This is a genomic window from Natrinema caseinilyticum, assembly GCF_024227435.1.
Lineage (GTDB): Archaea > Halobacteriota > Halobacteria > Halobacteriales > Natrialbaceae > Natrinema > Natrinema caseinilyticum.
The window spans coordinates 3661776-3683257 of sequence record NZ_CP100445.1; the positions used below are offsets into that span (position 1 = coordinate 3661776).

General features: G+C 63.8%; 17 protein-coding genes and 1 pseudogene. 11 read left to right on the forward strand and 7 right to left on the reverse strand.

Going from position 1 to position 21482, the window contains the following annotated elements:
• Positions 1-237: 237 nt before the first annotated feature.
• The gene (locus NJT13_RS18070) at positions 238-2220 is read right to left on the reverse strand and encodes a 3-hydroxyacyl-CoA dehydrogenase/enoyl-CoA hydratase family protein (RefSeq protein ID WP_254523198.1); all 1983 of its coding nucleotides are present in this window, start codon (positions 2218-2220) and stop codon (positions 238-240) included.
• A gap of 115 nt (positions 2221-2335) precedes the next feature.
• Between NJT13_RS18070 and NJT13_RS18075 the strand changes: the two genes are divergently transcribed.
• The gene (locus NJT13_RS18075) at positions 2336-3481 is read left to right on the forward strand and encodes an acyl-CoA dehydrogenase family protein (protein ID WP_254523199.1); all 1146 of its coding nucleotides are present in this window, start codon (positions 2336-2338) and stop codon (positions 3479-3481) included.
• 10 nt (positions 3482-3491) lie between these two features.
• On the opposite strand, the gene NJT13_RS18080 is transcribed toward NJT13_RS18075, so the two are convergent.
• Complete coding sequence (locus tag NJT13_RS18080; protein ID WP_254523200.1) at positions 3492-3629, reverse strand: hypothetical protein; 138 nt, start codon at positions 3627-3629, stop codon at positions 3492-3494.
• Between the two features lie 211 nt (positions 3630-3840).
• Positions 3841-4443 (reverse strand): hypothetical protein, encoded by a 603-nt coding sequence (locus NJT13_RS18085; protein WP_254523202.1) that lies wholly within the window; start codon positions 4441-4443, stop codon positions 3841-3843.
• 202 nt (positions 4444-4645) lie between these two features.
• On the opposite strand from NJT13_RS18085, the gene NJT13_RS18090 reads away from it, so the two are divergent.
• The 4 genes and pseudogenes from NJT13_RS18090 (at position 4646) to NJT13_RS18105 (ending at position 9385) form a co-directional block, all read left to right on the forward strand.
• Positions 4646-5392: a helix-turn-helix domain-containing protein gene (locus NJT13_RS18090; protein WP_254523203.1), complete on the forward strand. Its 747-nt coding sequence runs from the start codon at positions 4646-4648 to the stop codon at positions 5390-5392.
• Positions 5393-5463: 71 nt separating this feature from the next.
• The gene (locus tag NJT13_RS18095) at positions 5464-8100 is read left to right on the forward strand and encodes a heavy metal translocating P-type ATPase (RefSeq protein ID WP_254523205.1); all 2637 of its coding nucleotides are present in this window, start codon (positions 5464-5466) and stop codon (positions 8098-8100) included.
• Positions 8094-8715 (forward strand): annotated as a pseudogene (locus NJT13_RS18100) (L-aspartate oxidase); the annotation flags it as partial. The gene NJT13_RS18095 and the pseudogene NJT13_RS18100, both read left to right, overlap by 7 nt.
• Before the next feature lie 79 nt (positions 8716-8794).
• Complete coding sequence (locus NJT13_RS18105; protein ID WP_254523207.1) at positions 8795-9385, forward strand: DNA-3-methyladenine glycosylase family protein; 591 nt, start codon at positions 8795-8797, stop codon at positions 9383-9385.
• A 40-nt stretch (positions 9386-9425) separates the two neighbouring features.
• On the opposite strand, the gene katG is transcribed toward NJT13_RS18105, so the two are convergent.
• From katG to NJT13_RS18125, 4 genes are all read right to left on the reverse strand, one after another.
• Positions 9426-11567 carry a catalase/peroxidase HPI gene (gene katG, locus NJT13_RS18110; RefSeq protein WP_254525485.1) on the reverse strand — a complete coding sequence of 714 codons (2142 nt, stop codon included), beginning with the start codon at positions 11565-11567 and terminating at the stop codon, positions 9426-9428.
• Between the two features lie 356 nt (positions 11568-11923).
• The gene (locus tag NJT13_RS18115) at positions 11924-13267 is read right to left on the reverse strand and encodes a RimK family alpha-L-glutamate ligase (RefSeq protein WP_254523209.1); all 1344 of its coding nucleotides are present in this window, start codon (positions 13265-13267) and stop codon (positions 11924-11926) included.
• Between the two features lie 92 nt (positions 13268-13359).
• Positions 13360-14829 (reverse strand): flippase, encoded by a 1470-nt coding sequence (locus NJT13_RS18120; protein ID WP_254523210.1) that lies wholly within the window; start codon positions 14827-14829, stop codon positions 13360-13362.
• Positions 14830-15399: 570 nt separating this feature from the next.
• Positions 15400-16152 (reverse strand): GNAT family N-acetyltransferase, encoded by a 753-nt coding sequence (locus tag NJT13_RS18125; RefSeq protein ID WP_254523212.1) that lies wholly within the window; start codon positions 16150-16152, stop codon positions 15400-15402.
• A gap of 161 nt (positions 16153-16313) precedes the next feature.
• Here NJT13_RS18125 and NJT13_RS18130 point away from each other — a divergent pair, with 161 nt between their 5' ends.
• The 6 genes from NJT13_RS18130 to NJT13_RS18155 all read left to right on the forward strand — a co-directional run bounded on the left by NJT13_RS18130 (position 16314) and on the right by NJT13_RS18155 (position 21475).
• A complete protein-coding gene (locus tag NJT13_RS18130) occupies positions 16314-17420 on the forward strand; it encodes a succinylglutamate desuccinylase/aspartoacylase family protein (protein WP_254523214.1) in 1107 nt (368 codons plus the stop codon).
• A 216-nt stretch (positions 17421-17636) separates the two neighbouring features.
• Positions 17637-18062 carry a succinate dehydrogenase, cytochrome b556 subunit gene (gene sdhC / locus NJT13_RS18135; protein WP_254523216.1) on the forward strand — a complete coding sequence of 142 codons (426 nt, stop codon included), beginning with the start codon at positions 17637-17639 and terminating at the stop codon, positions 18060-18062.
• Positions 18062-18427: a succinate dehydrogenase/fumarate reductase transmembrane subunit gene (locus tag NJT13_RS18140; protein ID WP_254523217.1), complete on the forward strand. Its 366-nt coding sequence runs from the start codon at positions 18062-18064 to the stop codon at positions 18425-18427. The genes sdhC and NJT13_RS18140 overlap by 1 nt, the downstream gene beginning before the upstream one ends.
• A gap of 1 nt (position 18428) precedes the next feature.
• Entirely contained in the window at positions 18429-19298 is an 870-nt protein-coding gene (locus NJT13_RS18145) for a succinate dehydrogenase/fumarate reductase iron-sulfur subunit (RefSeq protein ID WP_254523218.1), read from the forward strand.
• A gap of 2 nt (positions 19299-19300) precedes the next feature.
• Complete coding sequence (locus tag NJT13_RS18150; protein WP_254523219.1) at positions 19301-21139, forward strand: FAD-binding protein; 1839 nt, start codon at positions 19301-19303, stop codon at positions 21137-21139.
• Positions 21140-21241: 102 nt separating this feature from the next.
• A complete protein-coding gene (locus NJT13_RS18155) occupies positions 21242-21475 on the forward strand; it encodes a hypothetical protein (protein ID WP_254523220.1) in 234 nt (77 codons plus the stop codon).
• The last annotated feature ends 7 nt before the right edge of the window (positions 21476-21482 follow it).

Sequence of the window (21482 nt, forward strand, 5' to 3'; positions counted from 1 at the left end):
GTACCTCTGTGTGATAAATCTCGCGACCAATTATCAACTTCCATTTGTTTCTGCAGCTCAAATACGCCAACAGTGCGATCATTTAGCAGGGTCGATGGATGAGTAATATCCGCCGGTCGGGCGAACCGACGCCGATGCCGCCCGGTTTCGGTGCCCGCTAGCAGTGCACGTATCCGCAGTCGGACGGTCCCGCAGGGGCCAGGAGAAACGACGCCGAACGCAGCGTCGGGAATCGCGTTACTTGCCTTCGAATTCGGGCTCGTCGTCGCCGAAGAAGGCGCTGACGCCCTCCTCGACGTCCTCGGAGTTGACGACGTGTCCGAAGCCCATGGATTCGACCTCGAGTCCGGCCTCGTGGTTATCCCAGCCCTTCTGCATCGCGCGCTTCGTAAAGCGCATCGCGAGCGGCGGGCCGCCCGCGAGCTTCGCTGCGTAGTCCTGGGCCGCCGTCTCGAACTCGTCCGGTTCGACGACTTCGTTTACGAACCCGAAGTCAGCCATCTCCTCCGCAGAGAAGCGCTCCGCGGAGAAGATGATCTCCTTTGCGCGACCCATGCCGACGATGCGCTGGAGGCGTTGCGTGCCGCCCCAGCCGGGGAGCAGTCCGAGGTTGAATTCCGGTTGGCCGAACTCCGAGCGTGCGCTGGCGACCCGAACGTCCGCACACATCGAGAGTTCCATGCCGCCGCCGAGACAGTACCCGTCGATGGCGGCGACGACGGGCATCTCGATTCGCTCGAGCCGCCCGAACGTCTTCTGGCCGAACTTCGAGAGCTCGACCGCGCTGAAGGGGTCGGCGCCACCTCCTGCGATGCTCATGAAGTCGGCGCCCACGGAGAACGCCTTCGAACCGGCGCCCGTCAGAAGGAGTGCACGGACGCTGTCGTCTTCCTCGAGGCGGTCGATTGCGGCGTCGAGTTCTTCGATGAGCTCGAGACTGATGGAGTTCATCTGCTGGGGACGACTGAGCTCGATCTGAGCCACCTTGTCACCCGGATAGGTCAATTCGATGGTGTCGAACTCGGTCGCACCCTCGTCGTCGCCCGCGTCGTCGTAGAAGCCGCCCTCTGCAGCGACTGTAGACAGGTACTCGACGGGTTCGTATCGGGGATGTCCGGTTTCCTCGTAGGCATCCTGAAGCGCTTCAGACAGTGCGGCGACGCCGTACTCGTCGGCGAACTTCGCCGGCCCCTTCGGCCAGCGCCCGCCGAGTTTGACCGCGGTGTCGATCTCCTCCGGGGACGCGACGTCGTCGCCGACGAGGAAGGCGACTTCGTTCGCGATAACCGCGAGCAGTCGCTCCTTGACGGTCTCGTTGAACAGATCCTCGTCCATCGATACGTCCGCGCCGTCTCCGTCTTCGTAATCGTAGAAGCCGGCACCGGACTTCTGGCCGAACTCCTCGTTCGCGACCTTCGCTTCCATCATCGGGCACGGCTCGTAGCGCTCGCCCGCGACCTCGTTCATGTACTCGAGGACGTGGTAGCCGACGTCGATGCCGACGTAATCCGCGAGTTCGAAGCTCCCCATCGGCATTCCGATGTCGAATTTCGTCGTCGCGTCGACCTCTTCGATCGTGGCGACGTCGTCCTCGACGAGCCAGGCGGCCTCGTTCATGAGGGGAACGAGGATGCGGTTCACGATGAACCCGGGAACGTCTTTCCGGACGCGCACCGGCGTCTTCCCGAGATCCGACGCGAGCCCCTCGACGACGTCGAGCGTCTCGTCTTCGGTGTGCTCGCCGGAGATGACCTCGACGAGGTCCATTCTGATCGGCGGGTTGAAGAAGTGCATCCCGCAGAAGGCCTCCGGCCGGTCCGTGAACTCGGACAGATCCGTAATCGAGAGGCTCGAGGTGTTCGTCGCGAAGATCGTCCGGTCGGGGGCGGCGGACTCGAGTTCCTCGTAGACGTCCTTCTTGATCTCCATTTGCTCGGGGACGGCTTCGACGACCACGTCGGCGTCGCTGACCGCCTCTTCCATGTCGACGATCGGCGTCACGCGCTCGAGGACCGCGTCCGCCTCCTCGTCGGTGAGCTGGTCGTTTTCGGCCAGCTTCTGCAGCGACCACTCGATCGAGTCGTAGCCGTTCTGGACGAACTCGTCGTTGATGTCGCGCATGTTCACGTCGTAGCCCGCGATCGCGGCGACCTCCGCGATACCGTGGCCCATGTTGCCCGCTCCAAGAACTGCGATAGTGTTGATATCCTCGAGTTCCATGGTCGAGGTTCCTATTCGAACCCGTTTCAACGTTTCCCTCTCGATCACGAGGAACTATACTTTAGTTTATTACCGGTTACAAAGTTCTTTATCGCTCCGATAGCAATGATCGACTATGGAATTCGGGCTCACCGAAGAACAGCAACAGATCCGCGAAGAAGTCCGCCGATTCGCCGAGAACGAAATCGACCCCAACGCCGAAAAATACGATACGGAAGAGACGTTCCCTCACGAGATCGTCGACAAAGCCGCAGAGATGGGTCTCGTCGGTTCCACGATCCCCATCGAATACGGCGGTGCCGGGTACTCGACCCTCGAGTCCGTGATCATCGCCGAGGAACTGTTCTCGCACGATCCGGGTATCGCGCTCTCGATTATGGCCTGTTCGTTCGGGACGGAGGCCATCCGCGAGTTCGGGACCGAAGAGCAGAAAGAACGATTCCTCGAGCCGGTCGCGGCCGGCGAGAAGATCTCCGGCGCGGCGATTTCCGAACCCGACACCGGCTCCGACGTGTCGTCGGTCTCGACGCGCGCGGAAAAGGACGGCGACGAGTGGGTGATCAACGGAAACAAGATGTGGATCACCAACGGGACCGTCGGCGACTTCTTCGTCGCGCTCTGTAAGACCGACCCCGACGCCGAGGGTCGATACGACGGCTTCAGTCAGATCGTCATCGAATCCGACCGCGACGGCTTCAGTTCGGAGAAGATCACCGGCAAACTCGGCATCCGTGCCTCCGACACCGCTGAACTCATCCTCGACGACGTCCGCGTTCCCGAGGAGAACCTCATCGGCGAACAGGACGCCGCGTTCCTCCAGCAGATGCACTTCTTCGACGCCACCCGCACCGGCGTCGCCGCACAGGGCCTCGGCATCGCGAAGGGCGCACTCGGAGCCGCCCTCGAGTACGCCGAGGACCGCGAACAGTTCGGCAAGTCCATCTCGGAGTTCCAGGCCATCCAGCACAAACTCGCCGACATGGCCACGAAGACGGAGGCCGCACGCAATCTGACTTACAAGGCGGCCTGGAACGTCGATCAGGGCAACGACATCACGAAACTCGCCTCGATGGCCAAGGAGTACGCCTCCCGCGTCGCCGTCGACGTCTCCAACGAGGCCGTCCAGATCCACGGTGGCGCCGGCTACGTCAACGACTTCCCCGTCGAGCGGTTCTACCGCGACTCGAAGATCACCCAGATCTACGAGGGGACGACCGAGATCCAGAAGAACGTCATCTCGCGCGAACTGCTGAACGAATAGAACCGAAATCTCACTTTTCGATCGCGGCGAAGCCGCACCCTGGCAGTATCTCCAGAAGAACGCGAAGCGCCGCTACCAACGGTTCTTTCGGAATCCCCCAGTCCGGAAGGGCCCCTGGCGACTCCCGGGCCTCGACCACGTCGGTCACGAGCGGCCACCTCCGTCCGTTCCGATCGCAACGCGGACCGTCACGGCGGTCGACGGCCCGGTCGGTCATCTGACGGGGTGGAACACACGGTTTCGCCGTCTGCTCGTAGACGCGACGTCTCTTTACGCACGGTTCGCGAAACTATCGCTCCCGTATCAATCACGGTTCCCGGATGGAGTCCGCACCTCCCTTCAATTGCGGTGTGGAGGTGTTAGAAGCCGTTCTTACGGCCGTTGCCCTTGCCGTTCTTACGGCCGTTGCCCTTGCCGTTCTTACGGCCGTTGCCCTTGCCGTCCCCGCGACCGTTGCTCTTGCCGTTCTTACGGCCGTTGCTCTTGCCGTCCCCGCGACCGTTGCTCTTGCCGTTCCTGTCACCGTCGCCCGGTCCGCCCCGCGTCGCCGGCTTGAACGATACCTTGTAGTACGGTGCCGGGTTGCCCTCGAGATCCTTGCACTCGAGTGGCTTGGCAGCGGTGAACTCGTGCCACTCGTCCTCGGCGTCCAGCTCGAGTCGCCGGTTCGGATTGACGAGCACTCGGACCTCACGACCGTCGCTCTCGTACCGGAGGACGTAGCACTGCCATTCCTTCGGACGGCCGCGACATCCTCTGGTAACGACGGACGTTTCTCTGACGATTCGGAACCGTTCGTCGTGACGGAGGTAGTACTGTCGGAGGATCCCGCTCCCGCCCTGTGTCGCCTGTGCGCCGTTCGCGTCAGTTATCCGCGCAGACGCGATCCCGGAAGCCGGGATGAGGGCACTACTCGCCGCGAGTTTCAGCAGGTACGATCGCCGGGTGTTTCTCTCGGCCATCGGTGGCCATTCGATTATTCAAATACCTTATTATAGCACTATTAACACAAAAGAGATCGAGATATTCGACCGATCGTGGATCGTGGATCGTGGATTCCGCGTTCGTTGCTCGAGTCGTGTCCACGACCGCTGGCTGCGACTCGAGCGAGGGGACGGTCCGTCGGCGGGAGGTCTTTGTCCCGTCGCTTCCTAGTCTACCCCGATGAGAGAGTTCGTCTTCGCTCTCGAGTACGATCCCGGGACGAACCCGGTCGCGGACGTCCTCGAGGCCAATCCGCGGACGACGGTTCGGTCGTTGTCGTGTCACGTCACGCCCGAGAGCCTCTGGCGAGTCGACCGCGCGACAGGGCCCGAGACGGGAATCGAGGCCCTCGAGGCGGCATACCGCGAACCGTCGTACTGTGCTGACTGTCTGGTTCGGGACGATTGCGGCGCAGACTGCGAGACGCAGGTCCTCGATCGCTCGCGGGACGAACTCGTCGTCTACACGTACTGGGATCGGACCGACGTCTGTACGTCGGTTCCCCACCTCGCGCTCGAGTATCTCGGTGAGGGACTCCTGTTCGAGACGTATCGGGAGGGGCGACGCTACCGTTGGCGGATCGTCCTCGGGAGCGACGCGCCGATCGGCGACTTCTTCGACGCGCTCGGCGACGAAGTCGGCGAATGCGCCGGAATGGAAATGATCCGCCTGACCGAACTCGATCCGAATCGCGAACGGCTCGGGTCGGTGGATTCGTTGCCCGTCGAGCAGCGGACCACGTTACAGGCCGCGGTCGAACGCGGGTATTACGAGACCCCGCGTCGAATCGACCTCTCCGAACTCGCCGACGAACTGGAGGTGCCGCGATCGACCCTCTCCTATCGGCTCCGGCGGGCCGAAGCGAGCCTCGCAACCGCGTTCGTCGCCGACGACGATTCGCTCGAGGCGATCACGACCGGGGAGTGAGCGTCGTGACCGGACACCAGTTGGCGCACGCCGAATAACCCGTATGGGTCACGAGTGATTACGGTCGGGTAATGAGTGATGCTTCGCCGCCGACGCCATCGGACGCCGACGAGGGCGCGGACTCGAGTCGGACCCTCGAACTCCGGATTCCGGACATGGACTGTTCGTCCTGTGCCGGGAAAGTGACGACCAGCGTCGACCGACTCGAGGGGGTCGACGACCTGGACGCGCGAGTGACCAGCGGCCGACTCGTCGTCGAATACGACCCGGCGCAAACGAGTGTGGACGCGATCCGCAAGCGCGTCCGCGCGGCGGGCTACGAGATCGAGGACGAGTACCGGTCCGGGAACGGAGACGGAGACAGGGACGGGGAGACCGAACTGACGGTATCGGTCCCCGATATGGACTGTGCCTCGTGTGCGACGAAAGTCGAAACCGCACTCGAGGGGGCTGAGGGCGTCGGCACGATCGAGACGCGACCGACGTCGGGCCGCGTGACAGTGACGGTCGAGGGCGGAACGGGCCCGGAAACGGTTACCGACGCGATCGGAGCGGCGGGGTACGACGCGGTCCCCCTCGGCGCCGAACGCGATCCGTTGGGTGGCGAGGACCCAGTCTGGAAGAGCCGACGAGCCGGTATCACCGGAATCGGTGCGGTTCTCGTCGCCGTCGGGATGGCCCTCGAGTTCGTCTTCACTGGCGCAAATCCGACGCTGTTCGACGTTGCCGGTCGGAGCGTCGACCTCTCGGCGGCGCTGTTTATCGTCACTGCAGCCGTCGCCGGCGCGCCGATCTTCCGGAACGGCTACTACTCCGCGCGGAACCTGAGCCTCGACATCGATTTCCTGATGAGCGTCGGCATCGTCGCCGCGGTTGCCGCCGCGCATTCGTTCGAGGGCGCGATGCTCGCCGTCCTGTTCAGCATCGCCGAACTGCTCGAGCGGTTCTCGATGGATCGGGCGCGGGATTCGTTGCGGGAACTGATGGACCTCTCGCCTGAGACGGCCACGGTGAAGGGCCCGGACGGGGCCGAGGAGACGATTCCGGCGGCCGACGTCGAGATCGGAGACGTCGTCGTCGTTCGTCCGGGCGAGAAGATACCCGCCGATGGCGTCGTCCGCCGGGGAGAGAGTGCCGTCGACGAGTCGCCGATTACGGGCGAAAGCGTCCCGGCGGACAAGACGGAGGGCGACGACGTCTTCGCCGGCACCATCGCCGAATCGGGATACCTCGAGATCGAGGTCGAGCACGCGGCGAGGGACTCGACGATCGCGAAGATCGTTCGATTGGTCGAGGACGCCGAGCGCGAGCGGACCGAGCGCGAACAGTTCGTCGACCGGTTCGCGGGCGTCTACACGCCGCTCGTCGTCGCGCTCGCGCTCGCGGTCGCCGCCGGGCCGCCGCTACTGGTCGGTGCGTCCTGGGACGTGTGGTTCCTGCGCGGACTGACGCTGCTGGTCATCGCCTGTCCCTGCGCGTTCGTCATCTCGACGCCGGTCAGCGTCGTCTCGGGGATCACGAGCGCGGCGCGCAACGGCGTCTTGATCAAAAGCGGGCGCTCTCTCGAGGCCGTCGCCGAGAGCGAGGTCCTGGCGATCGACAAGACCGGTACCATCACGACCGGTGACCTGTCGGTGACCGACGTCGTCCCGCTCGACGGTGCCGACGAGGCCGACGTGCTCGCGCGGGCGGCCGCGGTCGAACGCCGAAGCGAACACCCGCTGGGACGAGCGATCGTCGGCCACGCCGAGGAGCGGGGGCTCGACGCCGACGGAGCCACCGTGTCGGGGTTCGAGGCGCTGACCGGAAAAGGCGTCCGCGCCGATATCGACGGACGGACTCATTACGTCGGCAAACCGGCGCTCTTCGAGGGGATGGCCGGTCTCGAGCACACCCACGCGACGACCGACGGCGGGGCGACGCTCGGGACGGAGACGGCCGAGGCCGCCGAGGGGGACTCACGGCCCGACTGCGAGCGCGGGCACTGTTCCGACGTGGCCGGGGAAATCGTCCCGCGACTCGAGTCCGAGGGCAAGACCGTCGTGGTCGTCGGCACCGAGGACGGACCGGTGGGTGTCGTCGCCGTCGCGGATCGAGTTCGCCCCGACGCAGCGTGGGCCATTTCGCGACTGCGAGAACGGGGCGTTCGCGTCGTGATGCTCACCGGCGACAACGAGGGCACTGCGAGCGCGATCGCGGACCAGGTCGGGATCGACGAGTACCACGCCGGATTGCTCCCCGACGAGAAACTCGAGTGGATCCGGCAACTCGGTAGCGAGCGGTCCGAGGGTGGCGGAGCGGACACCGAAGCCGAGAGCGGCGACCGGGTCGCCATGGTCGGCGACGGCATCAACGACGCGCCCGCGCTGACGACGGCCGACGTCGGCATCGCCATGGGCGCGGCCGGGACCGACACGGCGCTCGAGACGGCCGACGTCGCGCTGATGGGTGACGATCTCACCCGGTTGCCGTACCTCTTCCGACTCTCGCGGACGGCAAACGGCGTCATCCGGCAGAACATCTGGGCGAGCCTGGCCGTGAAGGCGATTCTCGCCGTGGGCGCCCCGATCGGACTCGTGACGGTGATTCACGCGGTCGTCATCGGCGACATGGGAATGAGCATCGGTGTGACCGGAAACGCGATGCGGCTCGCGGACGTCGAACCCGAAACGCCGACGCCAGCCGAGGGCGCCCCGACCGAACGGTAATCGGCGTCCGGTACGGAGCGAATCGGTTCGGGGAGAACTCGGTGACCGAAACCGTCGCGATCGGACAGCGAGTCGGCGATCACGTCGCGAGCGCCGTCACCGACGCCGACGTCGAGCCCGACGTATCCGACGGCCAGCGGGCGCCGAACGGGAGTTCCGGGCACTGCGCGCGCTCGCCGCCTCGGACGGCTCCGTCAGTCCGACGCGGCTCCTCTCTGACCTCGGTGAACTGCTCTGGGACCACGCCGACATCCTCCGCGACGAAGCGGGACTCCGGGCCGGGCTCACGGAACTCGAGTCGCTCCGGACTCGTACCACCGACCTTCGCGTCGACGGCGGGCTCACCTCGAAGTCGTTCGAGCACGTCGTGGACCTCTCGATGGCGCTCGTCGTCGCCGAAGCGATGCTCCGGGCGGCGATCGAACGAACGGAGTCCCGCGGGGCCCACTACCGGACGGACGTCCCCGAGACGGAGTCCGACTGGCGGGTGAATCTCGTCCTCGCAGCCGATACTGAGGCGTTTCGATCGGCCGCCGCGACGTGGTCGATCCCAGTCCGCCCGTTCGGGATGCGCTCGACGAGGGGTACGAACTCGACTATCACCACCTCGAGTAAGCGTCGTCACGTCGACGCTCGAGCGGTAACCGAGACACATATGCCGGTTCGATACCGTATTCCCGTATCCGTCTCAGACATGAGAGAAGAGGCACACACCGTCCTCCGGCGGGACCCCGTGATGGCGGATCTCATCGAGCGACACGATCCCTACGACGAACCGGACTGGGACGAGTACGAGCGGCTCTGTATCTCCATCATCAACCAGCAACTCTCGACGGCGAGCGCGGCGGCCGTCCGGGAGCGCGTGTTCGACCTCCTCGAGGGGGACGTGACGCCGGCCGCGGTGCTTGCAGCGGACGAAGCGGCGCTCCGGGACGCGGGGCTCTCTCGGAGCAAGGTCGAGTACGTACGAAACGCGGCCCACGCCTTTCGGGAGAACGATTACACGCGAACGGGGCTCGCCTCTCACTCCGACGACGAGGTCGTCGACCTCCTCACCGAGATCAAAGGAATCGGCGCGTGGACCGCGCGCATGTATCTGTTGTTCGTCCTCGAGCGCCCCGACGTGTTGCCCCTCGGTGATCTCGCCGTTCGTCGCGGTATCGAACAACTGTACGGAAACGGCGCGGAACTGAGCCGCGACGAGATGCGCGAGATCGCCGACCCGTGGCGACCGTACCGGAGCGTCGCGACCCGATACATCTGGGCCGAGTACGAATCCGATTGAACGTGGACGGAGCCACCGACCCTGTGGCTCTCGGCTGCGATTACTCGAGGTCGAAGCGATCGAGGCTCATCACCTTGTCCCACGCGTCGACGAAGTCGCGCACGAACTTCTCCTCTGCGTCGTCGGATCCGTAGACTTCCGCGATGGCCCGAAGCCGGGAGTGCGAACCGAAGATGAGATCCACGCGGGTTCCCTTCCACGTGAGTTCGCCCGTTTCGCGGTCGCGCCCTTCGAACACGTCTTCGGCCGGCGAGGCCGGTTCCCACTCCGTGTCCATGCTGAGCAGGTTCACGAAGAAATCGTTGGTCAACGTCTCCGGCTGGTCGGTGAAGACACCGAGGTCGGACTGCTGGTAGTTCGCATCCAGCGCGCGCATGCCGCCGACCAGCACCGTCATCTCGTCGGCCGTCAAGTCGAGGAGGTGCGCCTTGTCGACCAGCAATTCCTCTGCCTTGCGGTCAGCCTCGTCGCCGAGGTAGTTCCGGAACCCGTCCGCGTTCGGTTCCAGCGCTTCGAACGAGTCGACGTCGGTCTGCTCTTGCGAGGCGTCCGTCCGTCCCGGTTCGAACGGGACGTCCACGTCGTACCCGGCGTCTTCCGCCGCCTGCTCGACGGCTGCGCAGCCGCCCAGCACGATCAGGTCGGCGAGCGAGACCCTCGTGCCGTCGGCCCGCGAACTGTTGAAGTCCTCCTGGATCGCTTCGTAAGTCGACAGCACCGTCTCGAGCTCGTCGGGCTCGTTGACTTCCCAGCTCTTCTGGGGTTCGAGGCGAAGTCGGGCCCCGTTCGCTCCACCGCGTTTGTCGCTGTCGCGGTACGTCGACGCCGACGCCCAGGCGGTCTTGACCAGCTGAGAGAGGGGGAGGTCCGACTCGAGGATCTCCGCTTCGAGATCGGCAATCTCGTCCTCACCGATCAGGTCGTAGTCGGCGTCGGGGAGCGGGTCCTGCCAGAGCATCTCCTCGTCGGGAACCTCCGGACCGAGGAACCGCTCCGGCGGGCCCATGTCGCGGTGGATCAGCTTGTACCACGCCTTCGCGAAGGTCTCCTGGAACTCCCGGGGATTCTCGCGGAAGCGCTCGAGGATCGCGCGGTAGTCCGGATCCCGCTTCAGCGCGATGTCCGTCGTGAGCATCATCACGTCTTCTTTCTCCGACGGATCCTCGACGCCCGGTGCGGCGTCGTCCAGTTCGCCGTTCTGCGTGGTCCACTGCCAGGCACCGCCGGGGCCCCGTTCGGGCCACCAATTGTACTCGAGGAGGTTGTCGATGTAGCCCATGTCCCACTGGGTCGGCGTGGTGTTCCACGGGCCCTCGATCCCGCTGGTGATCGTGTCGGTTCCCCTTCCGGAGCCGTGTTCGTTCTCCCAGCCGAGGCCCTGCTCCTCGATGGGGGCCGCTTCGGGCTCGGGGCCGACGTGTTCGTCGGGGTCGTCGGCGCCGTGGACTTTCCCGAACGTGTGGCCGCCGGCGATGAGCGCGACCGTTTCCTCGTCGTTCATCGCCATGCGGCCGAACGACTCCCGAATGTTCTCCGCCGACGCTTCGGGATCCGGTTCACCGTCCGGCCCCTCCGGGTTCACGTAGATCAGGCCCATCACGGTGGCACCGAGAGGATCCTCGAGCTCTCCGTCCTCGTCGAAGCGATTGGACGCTTCCATCTCGTCTTCGGGCCCCCAGTCGACGGCCTTGTCGGGCGCGAAGTCGTCCTCGCGGCCGCCGGCGAAGCCGAACGTCTCGAAGCCCATCGACTCGAGGGCGACGTTCCCCGCCAGAACGATCAGGTCGCCCCACGAGAGTCTGCGGCCGTACTTCTGTTTGACCGGCCAGAGCAGCCGGCGCGCCTTGTCGAGATTCGCGTTGTCGGGCCAACTGTTGAGCGGCGCGAGCCGTTGGCGACCCCCGGACGCGCCGCCGCGGCCATCGGTGGTGCGGTACGTGCCGGCGCTGTGCCACGCCATCCGGATGAAAAGCGGCCCGTAGTGGCCGTAGTCTGCCGGCCACCAATCCTGTGACGTCGTCATCACGTCTTCGATATCCGCCTTCACGGACTCGAGGTCGAGTGTCTCGAACGCCTCGCCGTAATCGAACTCCTCGCCGATCGGATCGATCTGGTGAGCGTTCTGGTCGAGAATCTCCACGTTCAACTGATTCGGCCACCAGTCGTGGTCTGGCCCTTGCATCATCGGACGGATGTTGCTTTCGCATATTAAAATTGTCTATCCGGTAAGGAAGTCTTCGCTACAGCCCAAGCCTTCTGCTGGATTCGAGAACTAATATCAGTGATGGATGTTGGCTGTGTATTCAGCACAACCGCTGTGATCCGCCTCTAATTAGGAATTTCGACAAAATCGAAATAGCAATTACATTATTTACAATTTCGACTTACAGTTAATCGATCCTCGATTCTGGCGCTGCAAAGAATATTTCGGTCTTTCTCACGGAGTGCGAACCGAGTGGAACCGACCGAGCGCCCCGTCCGACGTGGGCTTTTTAACGTCGTGTCGAACGGGAGCGGTCGGGCTCGATTCCGGGCCGGTCACTCCTCTTCTTCGGGCGTATCGCCCGCGTCGCCGTCGATCCGGCGGCTGACGTCGACTTGATAGTTCTCGAGGATGTCCCGGCCGAGCAGGACGGGATAGTCCATGTGGCTGCGGTCTTCGACGCTCGCCGTGACGGTGTGCTGGTTGCCGCCGACGCCGACGACGACGTCCACGACGGGACGGCTCTTGGCACTCTTGGAACTCCCCGATCGGATCCGCGTGATGGATTTGATCGGGCCGGCACCGATGTCCGCGGCGAGACTGGTGTCGATGCTCGTCCGAGTCGCACCGGTGTCGGACTTCGCCAGCACGGATTTCGAGCCGCTGGTCCCCGAGAGAACCACTTCCTCCGTGTATCCGATCACGGCCGGTTCCGAGTTCTGTGACACCGCTTCCGACGGTTGGGCCGTCGGTCGGGAATCGTCGAGGATGCTCGTGAGTTCCGCGACGCGTTCCTCGTCGACCTCCCCGCCGGCGCGTTCGATCGCCATCTGAGCGATGTACGGTGCCGGACTCACCTGCGTCGCCTGATAGAGCCCTTTGAACCCGGCCGTCGGGTTGACCTCGAGGACGAACCAGCCCTCGTCACCCTCGACGAGGTCGACGCCGGCGTAATCGAGTCCGACGACGGTTGCCGCGCGGCGGGCCATCTCGCCCGCTTCCTCCGGGAGGTCGTCGGTCGCGTCCTCCACCGACCCGCCGAGGGCGACGTTGGTCCGCCAGTCGTTCTCGGGTGCGTAGCGGTACATCGCGCCCACGATATCGTCGCCGACGACGTAGACCCGCAGGTCGCGATTGGGGACGCCTTCCTGATCGACGAGTTCCTGCAAGAAGGCGTACCGGTTGCCGACCTTCGCGTTGATCGGATCGTCGGGCCCGACCTTCCACGTGCCCCCTCCGTGCGTCCCGATCGCGGTCTTGTACACCGCCTCCTCTCCGTAGCGCTCCCGTGCGGCGGTCAACTGTTCGGCGCTGAGCGCCAGCGTAACGTCGGGCGTTCTGATGTCGTCCGACGCGAGCGCCGTGGCGGTCGAGAGCTTGTGCATCGCCGTCATCACCGCGCTTGGCTCGTTGAGCGTCGGGACCAAACGCGAGAACGCGTTCGCAAGTCCGAGTTCCTCCGCGGGCTGTTCCGTGTTCGATAACAGCATCCGATTCGCGATCACGTCGACCGACGGTTCGAGGACCGGGCTTCCGTCCACGACGCTGATGGTCGTGTTCTCGCTTCTGAGCCACTCGGTGTCGTGCCCGAGATCCTCGACGGCGTTGAGAATCGCTTTCGTTTCCTTGCTCGTATGAAGACTCAATACCCCGACAGTAACGGGATCGGCGACGGCCATACGAGACAAACGCCGACCCCTCGGATAAGTATTGGCAGTTCGTTCAATTCGAACCGGCTGTACGGACGTGGTTCGGTTACTGCGATTACAGTTCACCCGATGACCGACCGGACTTGCCCCGGGTCGACGAGTCCGCTCAGCACCGCGAGCACGCCCCAGGTGACCGCACCGACGGTGACCGCCCCGAAAAGCATGAGCAGGCTCGAGACCATCGGCGTGATGAGTAATACCGCCACCCCCATCACGCCCGTAATCCCGCAAATGAGGCCGGTCGTTCGGGCGAGTCGACCGACGTTCAGCGAGAGTTCGGTGTGGACGACGTAGAGGTTCACCGCCACGTACACGGAGTGCGTTGCGACCGTCGCGATCGCAGCGCCGACGACCCCGATCGTCGGAATCAACAGGATGTTCAACCCGAGGTTGGCCAGCGCCGTCGCACCCTTCGCGACGGCGCGCGCTCGAGCACGTCCGAGGTAATCCAGGCTATCGCTGGTCAGGTTCGTGATCGCCTGCAACACGACGAACCCGGTGAGGACCTGCAAGACGGGTACCGCCGCCGCGTAGTCGGTCCCGAAGATCATGGTCAGGAACGGCCGTGCGACGATCGCGAGGCCGACCGCGGCCGGAATGTACAGCAACAGGACGTTCGTCAGCGACGTCTCGTAGATCCGTCTCGCCTCCGCGAGTTCGTCGGCGGCCTTCTGTTCGCCGAAGTTGGGCGAAATCGTGAACCCGAGCGACGCCGCTGGCGCCAGTACGAAGTCCGTAATCTGTTTTGCGAGGGTATAGAACGCGACCGCAGCGGGGTTGAGAAACAGTCCGACCAGGACGATGTCGATCTGTTTGTCGATGACGTTCGCGCTCTGGGTCGCCGTCAGGGGGACGCTGTACTCGAGCAGCCGCCGCGAGAGCCCCTCTTCGTACTCGTCGGCCGCTTCGTGTCGCCTGTAGAACCCGTAGTAGAGGATACCGATCCCGATGACGGCGGCGAGGGCGTAGCCGACGATATATCCGAAGAACGCGCCGAGCGCGCCGAGTCCGGCGAGAACGAACGCGACCGAGAAGAGCAGCCGTCCCGCGCCGCTGATCGCCTGGACGATCGCGCTGTAGCCGAGATGGTTGAACCCCTGGAACGCTACTTGCGCGAACGTGCTCCCGGAGTAGACGACGAGATACAACACGCCGGCAGCGAGAAACGGAGCCGCTCCGGGTTCGCCGAGCGCGTTCGCGATCCACTCGTGAAAGAGCAACAGGACGTACGCGACGAACGTGATCAGGACGAGTTTGGCCGTCACCGTCGTCTTGAGAAGGTACGGAATCTGTCCCGGATCCGTCTCCCGGTACTCGGAGAGATATCGGGCGACGGACCGCGAGAGACCGAGATCCGCGAACAGCTGGATGATAGCCAGTACACCGATCGCCCAGTACAGCGCGCCGTAGCCGTCCGGGTCGAGCAGAAATCTCGCCAGTACGAACATGAGCAGCGCGCTCGAGATCATGTAGATCGCGCGCGCTACGAGCGTTGCCTTGAAGCCGTGAACGATGTGATCCTCCCTGTTCATTCCAGTGGACTCGTGTGATGGGATACTCGTAACCGACCGACGCCGTGGCCGAAAGCGACCAATGTACTCGTCGTCTCGAGGGACCGGCCAATTGTAATGCGGTGACAAAAGACGGATCGGGGTACTGCTGGAGGGGGTGACAGCGATCGTTTCGACACAGCGGACCGTTTCGATAGCCGTCCGGACCGCTCGATCCCCGGTCAGCGGTACGGGTGTTCAAACGGGGACCAGGACGGCGGTATGTGGGGCCAAACGGTGGGAAACGGATCGGTACCCGCGGTCGGTGGGTCCTGATACGTACCGCAGGTTGGAACTGACCGGCCGCGGGTGTGCGAAGCAGGATCCGGACCCTGACCGGGTGCGAGAGACCGCGTTTCCGAAGAATCAGGTGCCGACGAACGCGTTCTCGAACGGACGATCGTAGCCAAACGGACGAGAGAGCGGTCGCCGGGTCGCCGAGACCGAGTTCGCGAGAACGCGTCCTCGATCGCACGGTGAATCGAGACCGTCTCAGAACACGGGTCGTGTGTCGACTACCGGTTCGTCAGACGGGGCCGGGCTCGAGTCGAGTCACAGGTACGAGGCGTCCCACCGGGTCGCTTTCCGGCGATTGCCGCAGGCGTTGCACTCGATTCGTCCCATCGCGTCCATCGCGTTGTCGATCGAGTCGCAGTTTCCGCACAACCAGGCGTACTGATTCTGCCGATCCGGCGATCGGTAAGCCGTGTAAAACGGCGATTTCGTTCCGCGAGCGGCCTCGCCGTAGCTCACGTAAATCGTCTCGCCGTCGACCGTCATTTCGTCGATCGCGTCCCAACTGCCGTCTTCCTCGTGGTCACTCTCGACGTACACGTTCTCGGTGAACGTCGCGTCGCCGATCTCGACCTCGCGCTGGCCGGCCTGCTCGAAGCCGTGGTCCCGGTAGAACTGGTTTCCACCCTCGTTGTCCGCGAGCACGAAACACTGAATCTCGGATGCGCCTTCCTCGAGTAACGCTTCGCGGGTTCGAACGAGCAGCCTGACGCCGGTTCCACCGTCGCGGTGATCCGGATGAATGTGTAGCCAGAGGAGGTGGCCGGTCGTGGCTTGCTGGCCGACCAGTTCGCTCTGGGAGAAGCCGACGATCTCGCCGTCCCGTTCGACGACCAGAAAGAGGACGCGATCGTCCTCGAGGTCGTCGGCGAACGAATCGCCGTACCACTGGTCGACCGCGGCGTCGATCGTGTCTTCCTCGAGGAAGGCGGTGTAGGTCGAGTTGAGCGACTCGTGAGCGATCGATCGAATCGCGTCAGCGTCGGTGCCGGTTGCCTCGCGAATTACCATGGGTGCCAGTACTCGGGCCAGATACAAAACGTATGCCCACAGTCACAGATTCTGCCTGTCGTTGTTCGAGAGAATTTGCTTTTATCCAGAAAAACGACACGGAACGCTGTCGAAGAGCATGAAGGGGGAAGATTCACGTTACCACCCCCTGAGAACGTCATATGAGCGACGACGCTGCGACGACCGAACCGCCCGACGAACCGGGCGCTACCGATCAGATGGAGGACGCGTTCACGTACAACGGCGGCCGGGTCGACCCAGGCGAATCGGCGAACATTCGCTACGGCATCAGTGAGACGTATCTCGGGGACCCGGTCAGGATTCCGGTTACGGTTATCAACGGCGAACAGCCCGGCCCGACGGTCTTCCTCTCGGCGGCGGCCCACGGCGACGAACTCAACGGAATCGAAGTCGTTCGCGAGGTGGCTCACGATTGGGACCACTCCGTTCTCCACGGGACGTTAGTCTGTCTGCCCGTGATGAACGTTCCCGGCTTCATCGCCCAGGAGCGATACTTGCCGATCTACGACCGCGACCTGAATCGATCGTTTCCCGGTCGGGAGGGATCGACGAGCGCCAGACGGATGGCACACCAGATTTACACGAACTTCATCGAGCCGTGCGATATCGGCGTCGACTTCCACACGTCGACGCGCGGGCGGACGAACATGCTTCACGTCCGAGCGAACATGGAGCGCCCGAACGTCGCCAGACTCGCGAACGCGTTCAGCTCGAACGTGATTATCGCGGGAGAGGGCCCATCGGGAACGCTTCGCCGGGAGGCGACGGAGGCCGGCATCCCGACGATTACCGTCGAGATGGGCGAGGCACACCGGTTCCAGCGGCGATTGATCGACCGCGCACTCACCGGCGTCGCCAGCGTCCTCGCCGAGTTCGGCCTCCACCGGGACTCGTCGGTCCACTGGCCCGGGTGGCGAACCGTCATCGACACCGACGACGAGAAAACCTGGCTTCGCGCGGACGCGGGCGGCATCGTCGACATGAAACGCGGCCGCGGCGCGCTCGTCGAAGAGGGCGAAGTGATCTGTGCCATTACCAACCCGTTCAAAGAGGAAGAGGACATCGTCACCGTCGAGGCTCCCTTCACCGGTCTCATCGTCGGCGTCCTCGAGAATCCGGTGGTCTACCCGGGGAACCCGCTGTGCCATCTCGTCGGCCTTTCGCCGGACACGCTCACCGCGCTCGAGCGCGAGCGCACGACGGAACGGTCCCGATCCGACCTTCGGCGCCAGGAGCACAGAGACTGAACGGGTGAACCGCGGTGCGGTCACACGTCCGGTCGGACGGTCTCGAATCGTTCGAGAGGACAGTCTCGACGTATCTGACGGGAGGGTTCCGATCCGGGTCGGAGATCCTGTGACAAAACGTACTCGTTTCTGTAGTTATTTTCACGGACGCAACGCGTATACGGGGCGATAAAAGTAACTTCTATACCCCCACGGTCAAACCGTCCACATGAGCGCATGAGTCAGTCTTACAATCGCGGTCTCATCGAGGACTTCGGCCGCTGGAAGGAGTTCTCGGCCGGCATGTGGGCGTGGATCTTCCACAAGTTCACCGGGTGGATGCTGATCGGCTACCTGTTTACCCACATCGCCGTGCTGAGTACGTCTCTCGGCGCAGCGGGGAACGCATCGGCGATTCAAGCAGAAACGGACGTGTACACCACGACCCTCCAGGGCCTCGAGGGGCTCTTTCTCGTCCGCCTTCTCGAGGTCGGCCTGCTCGCGGTGGCCGTCTTCCACATTCTGAACGGCCTCCGACTGCTGATGGTCGACCTCGGCGTCGGACTCGAGGCACAGGACAAGAGTTTCTACGCTTCGCTGGTGTTGACGGGTGCGATCACCGTCGCGAGCGTCCCGACGTTCCTCTCCGGGGTGAGCCTCTGATGGCGGAACGGTACTCTTCGTTCACGCCCGGCGGGACCGGCTGGTTCCTCCAGCGGATCACGGCGGCGTTTCTGGTCGTCGTTCTGGCCTTTCACTTCTTTCTGCTTCACTTCGTCAATCACGCGTACGAAGTAACCTTCTTGGCCACTCAGGCCCGAATGGAGAACGTTGGTTACTTCCTCACGATGGTGTTGTTCCTGATCACCGCCGCGTTCCACGGCGTCAACGGCGTCTACAACGCGCTGGTCAATCAGGGGCTCCAGGGGACTCAGAAGAAAGTTGTGCTGGCGGTGCTGGTCGTCGCTGCCCTCGCACTCGTCGCACAGGGAACCTACGTCGCACTCGCGATGGCGGGGATGATCTAACATGAGTACGCAACAAGTCGAACCGGAGAGTCAGGAAGCACCGGAAGACCCGGCGATGAAGGGCGCGGAGTCGCCGGCCGCAGAAAAACAGAAAGAAGGCGAGGCGATCGACCAGACGACGGCCGACGCCTCCGAACTCGAGGGGGAGACGGCACACATCAAGGTGTTTCGATACGATCCCGAAGTCGAAGCGAAACAGGAACCTCGCTTCGACGACTTCCACGTTCCCTTCGAGAAGGGGATGACCGTCCTCGACGCGGTCATGTACGCCCGCGACGAGTACGATTCGTCGCTGACGTTCCGACACTCCTGTCGGCAGGCCGTCTGTGGCTCCGACGCGTTCTTCGTCAACGGGAAGCAGCGACTGGGCTGTAAGACCCAGATCGCCGACCTGGAACAACCGATTCGCATCGAACCGCTCCCGCACCAGGAGGTCGTCAAAGACCTGGTCGTCGACATGGACCACTTCTACGACCAGATGCACACCGTCGAGCCGTACTTCCAGCAGGAAGACCTCCCGGAGGGCGAACTCGAGGAGCAGCGACAGTCCCGCGAGAATCGCGAGAAGGTCAAGATGTCCACGCGCTGTATCTGGTGTGGCGCGTGTATGTCCTCGTGTAACATCGCCGCCGGGGACAACGAGTATCTGGGGCCCGCGGCGATCAACAAGGCCTACCGGTTCGCGATGGACGAACGCGAAGACGAGGAAATCAAAGAGCATCGACTCCGCATTCTCGAGCAGGAACACGGCGTCTGGCGGTGTCAGACCCAGTTCTCCTGTACCGAGGTGTGTCCGAAAGACATCCCGCTCACCGAGCACATTCAGGAGCTCAAGCGGGAAGCGGTCAAGAAAAACCTGAAGTTCTGGTAATCATGTACGAACACGACGTTATCGTAGTCGGCGCGGGCGGCGCTGGCCTCCGGGCCGCGATCGCAGCACACGAAGCCGGAGCGGACGTGGCGATCGTCACGAAACTCCACCCGGTCCGCAGTCACACCGGCGCGGCGGAGGGCGGAATCAACGCCGCACTCCAGGAGGGCGACGACTGGGAACTCCACGCTTACGACACGATGAAGGGGTCGGACTACCTCGGCGACGCGCCGGCGGTCGAGACCCTCGCCAAGAACTCACCCGAGGAGACCATCAACCTCGAGCACTGGGGGATGCCGTTCTCCCGCGAGGACGACGGTCGGGTTTCACAGCGTCCGTTCGGCGGGCTTTCTTACCCGCGGACCACCTACGCCGGTGCCGAAACGGGCCATCACCTGCTGCACGTCATGTACGAGCAGGTCGTCAAGCGCGGCATTCAGGTCTACGACGAGTGGTACGTCATGGACCTCGCGACGAGCGACGAACCCGATCCGAACGACCGCACGTGCCACGGCGTCGTCGCTTACGACATCCAGTCCGGCAAGATCGAGGGCTTCAAGGCCACCGGCGGGGTCGTCCTCGCGAGCGGCGGTCCCGGACAGGCGTTCGATCACACCACCAACGCCGTCTCCTGTACCGGCGACGGCCACGCGATGGCGTATCGTGCGGGCGCACCGCTCGAGGACATGGAGTTCATCCAGTTCCATCCGACCTCGTTGCCGTCGACCGGCGTTCTCATCTCCGAGGGCGTCCGCGGGGAAGGCGGCATCCTCTACAACAACGAGGGCGAGCGGTTCATGTTCGAGCACGGCTACGCGAACAACTCCGGTGAACTCGCCTCTCGGGACGTCGTCGCCCGCGCCGAACTCACCGAAGTCAACGAAGGACGCGGTGTCGACGACGAGTACGTCCATCTCGACATGCGCCACCTCGGCGAGGAGCGCATCATGGACCGTCTCGAAAACATCCTCCACCTCGCGGAGGACTTCGAAGGCGTCGACGGCCTCGTCGAACCGATGCCGGTCAAACCCGGTCAGCACTACGCGATGGGCGGCATCGAAGTCGACGAGAACGGTCAGACCTGCGTCGGCGGACTCTACGCTGCCGGCGAGTGTGCCTGCGTCTCAGTCCACGGCGGGAACCGCCTGGGCGGGAACGCCTTGCCTGAACTCATCGTCTTCGGGAAGCGCGCGGGCCGTCACGCCGCCGGCGACGATCTCGGCGAGCCCAAAATCAAAACCGGCTACGGGGACGACGTCGAGGACGAGACCGACACCGAACTGCCGGTCGCCCCCGGCGAAGCGGGGCTGGACTCGACCAGCGGTGTCGCCGCGGACGGGGGGGTTACCGCCGAGGCAGACGGTATCCTCGAGCGCGCCGTCGAGTCGACTCGAGAACGAGTCGAGTACTTGATAGACAAAGACGACGGCGTACAGCACGCGGAGATCCGCGCGAAACTCCAGCGAGCGATGACCGACTACGTGAACGTCTTCCGTACCGGCGACGGAGTCAGGAAGGCCCTGCGGATCATCCGCGAGTGCCGCGAGGAGTACCAGGACGTGTACGTCGACGATCCGTCGCGAACGTTCAACACCGACCTCCAGCAGACGATCGAGACGCGCAACCTGATCGACGTCGCCGAGACGATCGCACTCGGCGCACTCGTCCGCAACGAATTCCGCGGGGCCCACTGGCGTCAGGAAAATCAGATCCGCGACGACGAGAACTGGCTCAAACACACGCTTATCTCGTGGGACAACGGCAATCCCTCGATCTTCTACCGTCCGGTCATCCTCGAGGGCGAGAACAAGACCTACGAGCCGAAAGAGCGTAGCTACTGACGGGTCGGCCGCGGCGATCGGTTTTTCGGATTCGTCTTCACCTACCCGCCACGCGTCGCTACGGGGGCGAATATTTTTCACGTTCGAAGCAACCGGTTATATATGGGCGAGAACCGGATCGGACGGCGACTCGACTTGATCATCGTTCTTCTACTCGCTATCGTCGGCAACCTGTATTTCGAACTGCTCGTTCTGGTCCTGCAGTGGGTTGGGGCGGTGATTCCAGCCGTTCCCGCCCCGTTCCTGGGGATTCTCGCACCCGCCGTCGTCCTGGTGATAGCGTGGGTGCTCGCTCGGCTGTCGTTACTGCTCGAGTCGACCAGACACGATTCGTGAACCGCGT

Excerpts from the sequence above, each read along its gene's own strand:
- NJT13_RS18155 (WP_254523220.1), top strand. The coding sequence starts at position 21,242 with ATGGGCGAGAACCGGATCGGACGGCGACTCGACTTGATCATCGTTCTT.
- NJT13_RS18120 (WP_254523210.1), bottom strand. The coding sequence starts at position 14,829 with ATGAACAGGGAGGATCACATCGTTCACGGCTTCAAGGCAACGCTCGTA.
- sdhC (WP_254523216.1), top strand. The coding sequence starts at position 17,637 with ATGAGTCAGTCTTACAATCGCGGTCTCATCGAGGACTTCGGCCGCTGG.
- NJT13_RS18070 (WP_254523198.1), bottom strand. The coding sequence starts at position 2,220 with ATGGAACTCGAGGATATCAACACTATCGCAGTTCTTGGAGCGGGCAAC.
- NJT13_RS18150 (WP_254523219.1), top strand. The coding sequence starts at position 19,301 with ATGTACGAACACGACGTTATCGTAGTCGGCGCGGGCGGCGCTGGCCTC.
- NJT13_RS18115 (WP_254523209.1), bottom strand. The coding sequence starts at position 13,267 with ATGGCCGTCGCCGATCCCGTTACTGTCGGGGTATTGAGTCTTCATACG.
- NJT13_RS18075 (WP_254523199.1), top strand. The coding sequence starts at position 2,336 with ATGGAATTCGGGCTCACCGAAGAACAGCAACAGATCCGCGAAGAAGTC.
- NJT13_RS18125 (WP_254523212.1), bottom strand. The coding sequence starts at position 16,152 with ATGGTAATTCGCGAGGCAACCGGCACCGACGCTGACGCGATTCGATCG.
- NJT13_RS18130 (WP_254523214.1), top strand. The coding sequence starts at position 16,314 with ATGAGCGACGACGCTGCGACGACCGAACCGCCCGACGAACCGGGCGCT.
- NJT13_RS18095 (WP_254523205.1), top strand. The coding sequence starts at position 5,464 with ATGAGTGATGCTTCGCCGCCGACGCCATCGGACGCCGACGAGGGCGCG.
- NJT13_RS18105 (WP_254523207.1), top strand. The coding sequence starts at position 8,795 with ATGAGAGAAGAGGCACACACCGTCCTCCGGCGGGACCCCGTGATGGCG.
- NJT13_RS18085 (WP_254523202.1), bottom strand. The coding sequence starts at position 4,443 with ATGGCCGAGAGAAACACCCGGCGATCGTACCTGCTGAAACTCGCGGCG.
- NJT13_RS18090 (WP_254523203.1), top strand. The coding sequence starts at position 4,646 with ATGAGAGAGTTCGTCTTCGCTCTCGAGTACGATCCCGGGACGAACCCG.
- katG (WP_254525485.1), bottom strand. The coding sequence starts at position 11,567 with ATGCAAGGGCCAGACCACGACTGGTGGCCGAATCAGTTGAACGTGGAG.
- NJT13_RS18140 (WP_254523217.1), top strand. The coding sequence starts at position 18,062 with ATGGCGGAACGGTACTCTTCGTTCACGCCCGGCGGGACCGGCTGGTTC.
- NJT13_RS18145 (WP_254523218.1), top strand. The coding sequence starts at position 18,429 with ATGAGTACGCAACAAGTCGAACCGGAGAGTCAGGAAGCACCGGAAGAC.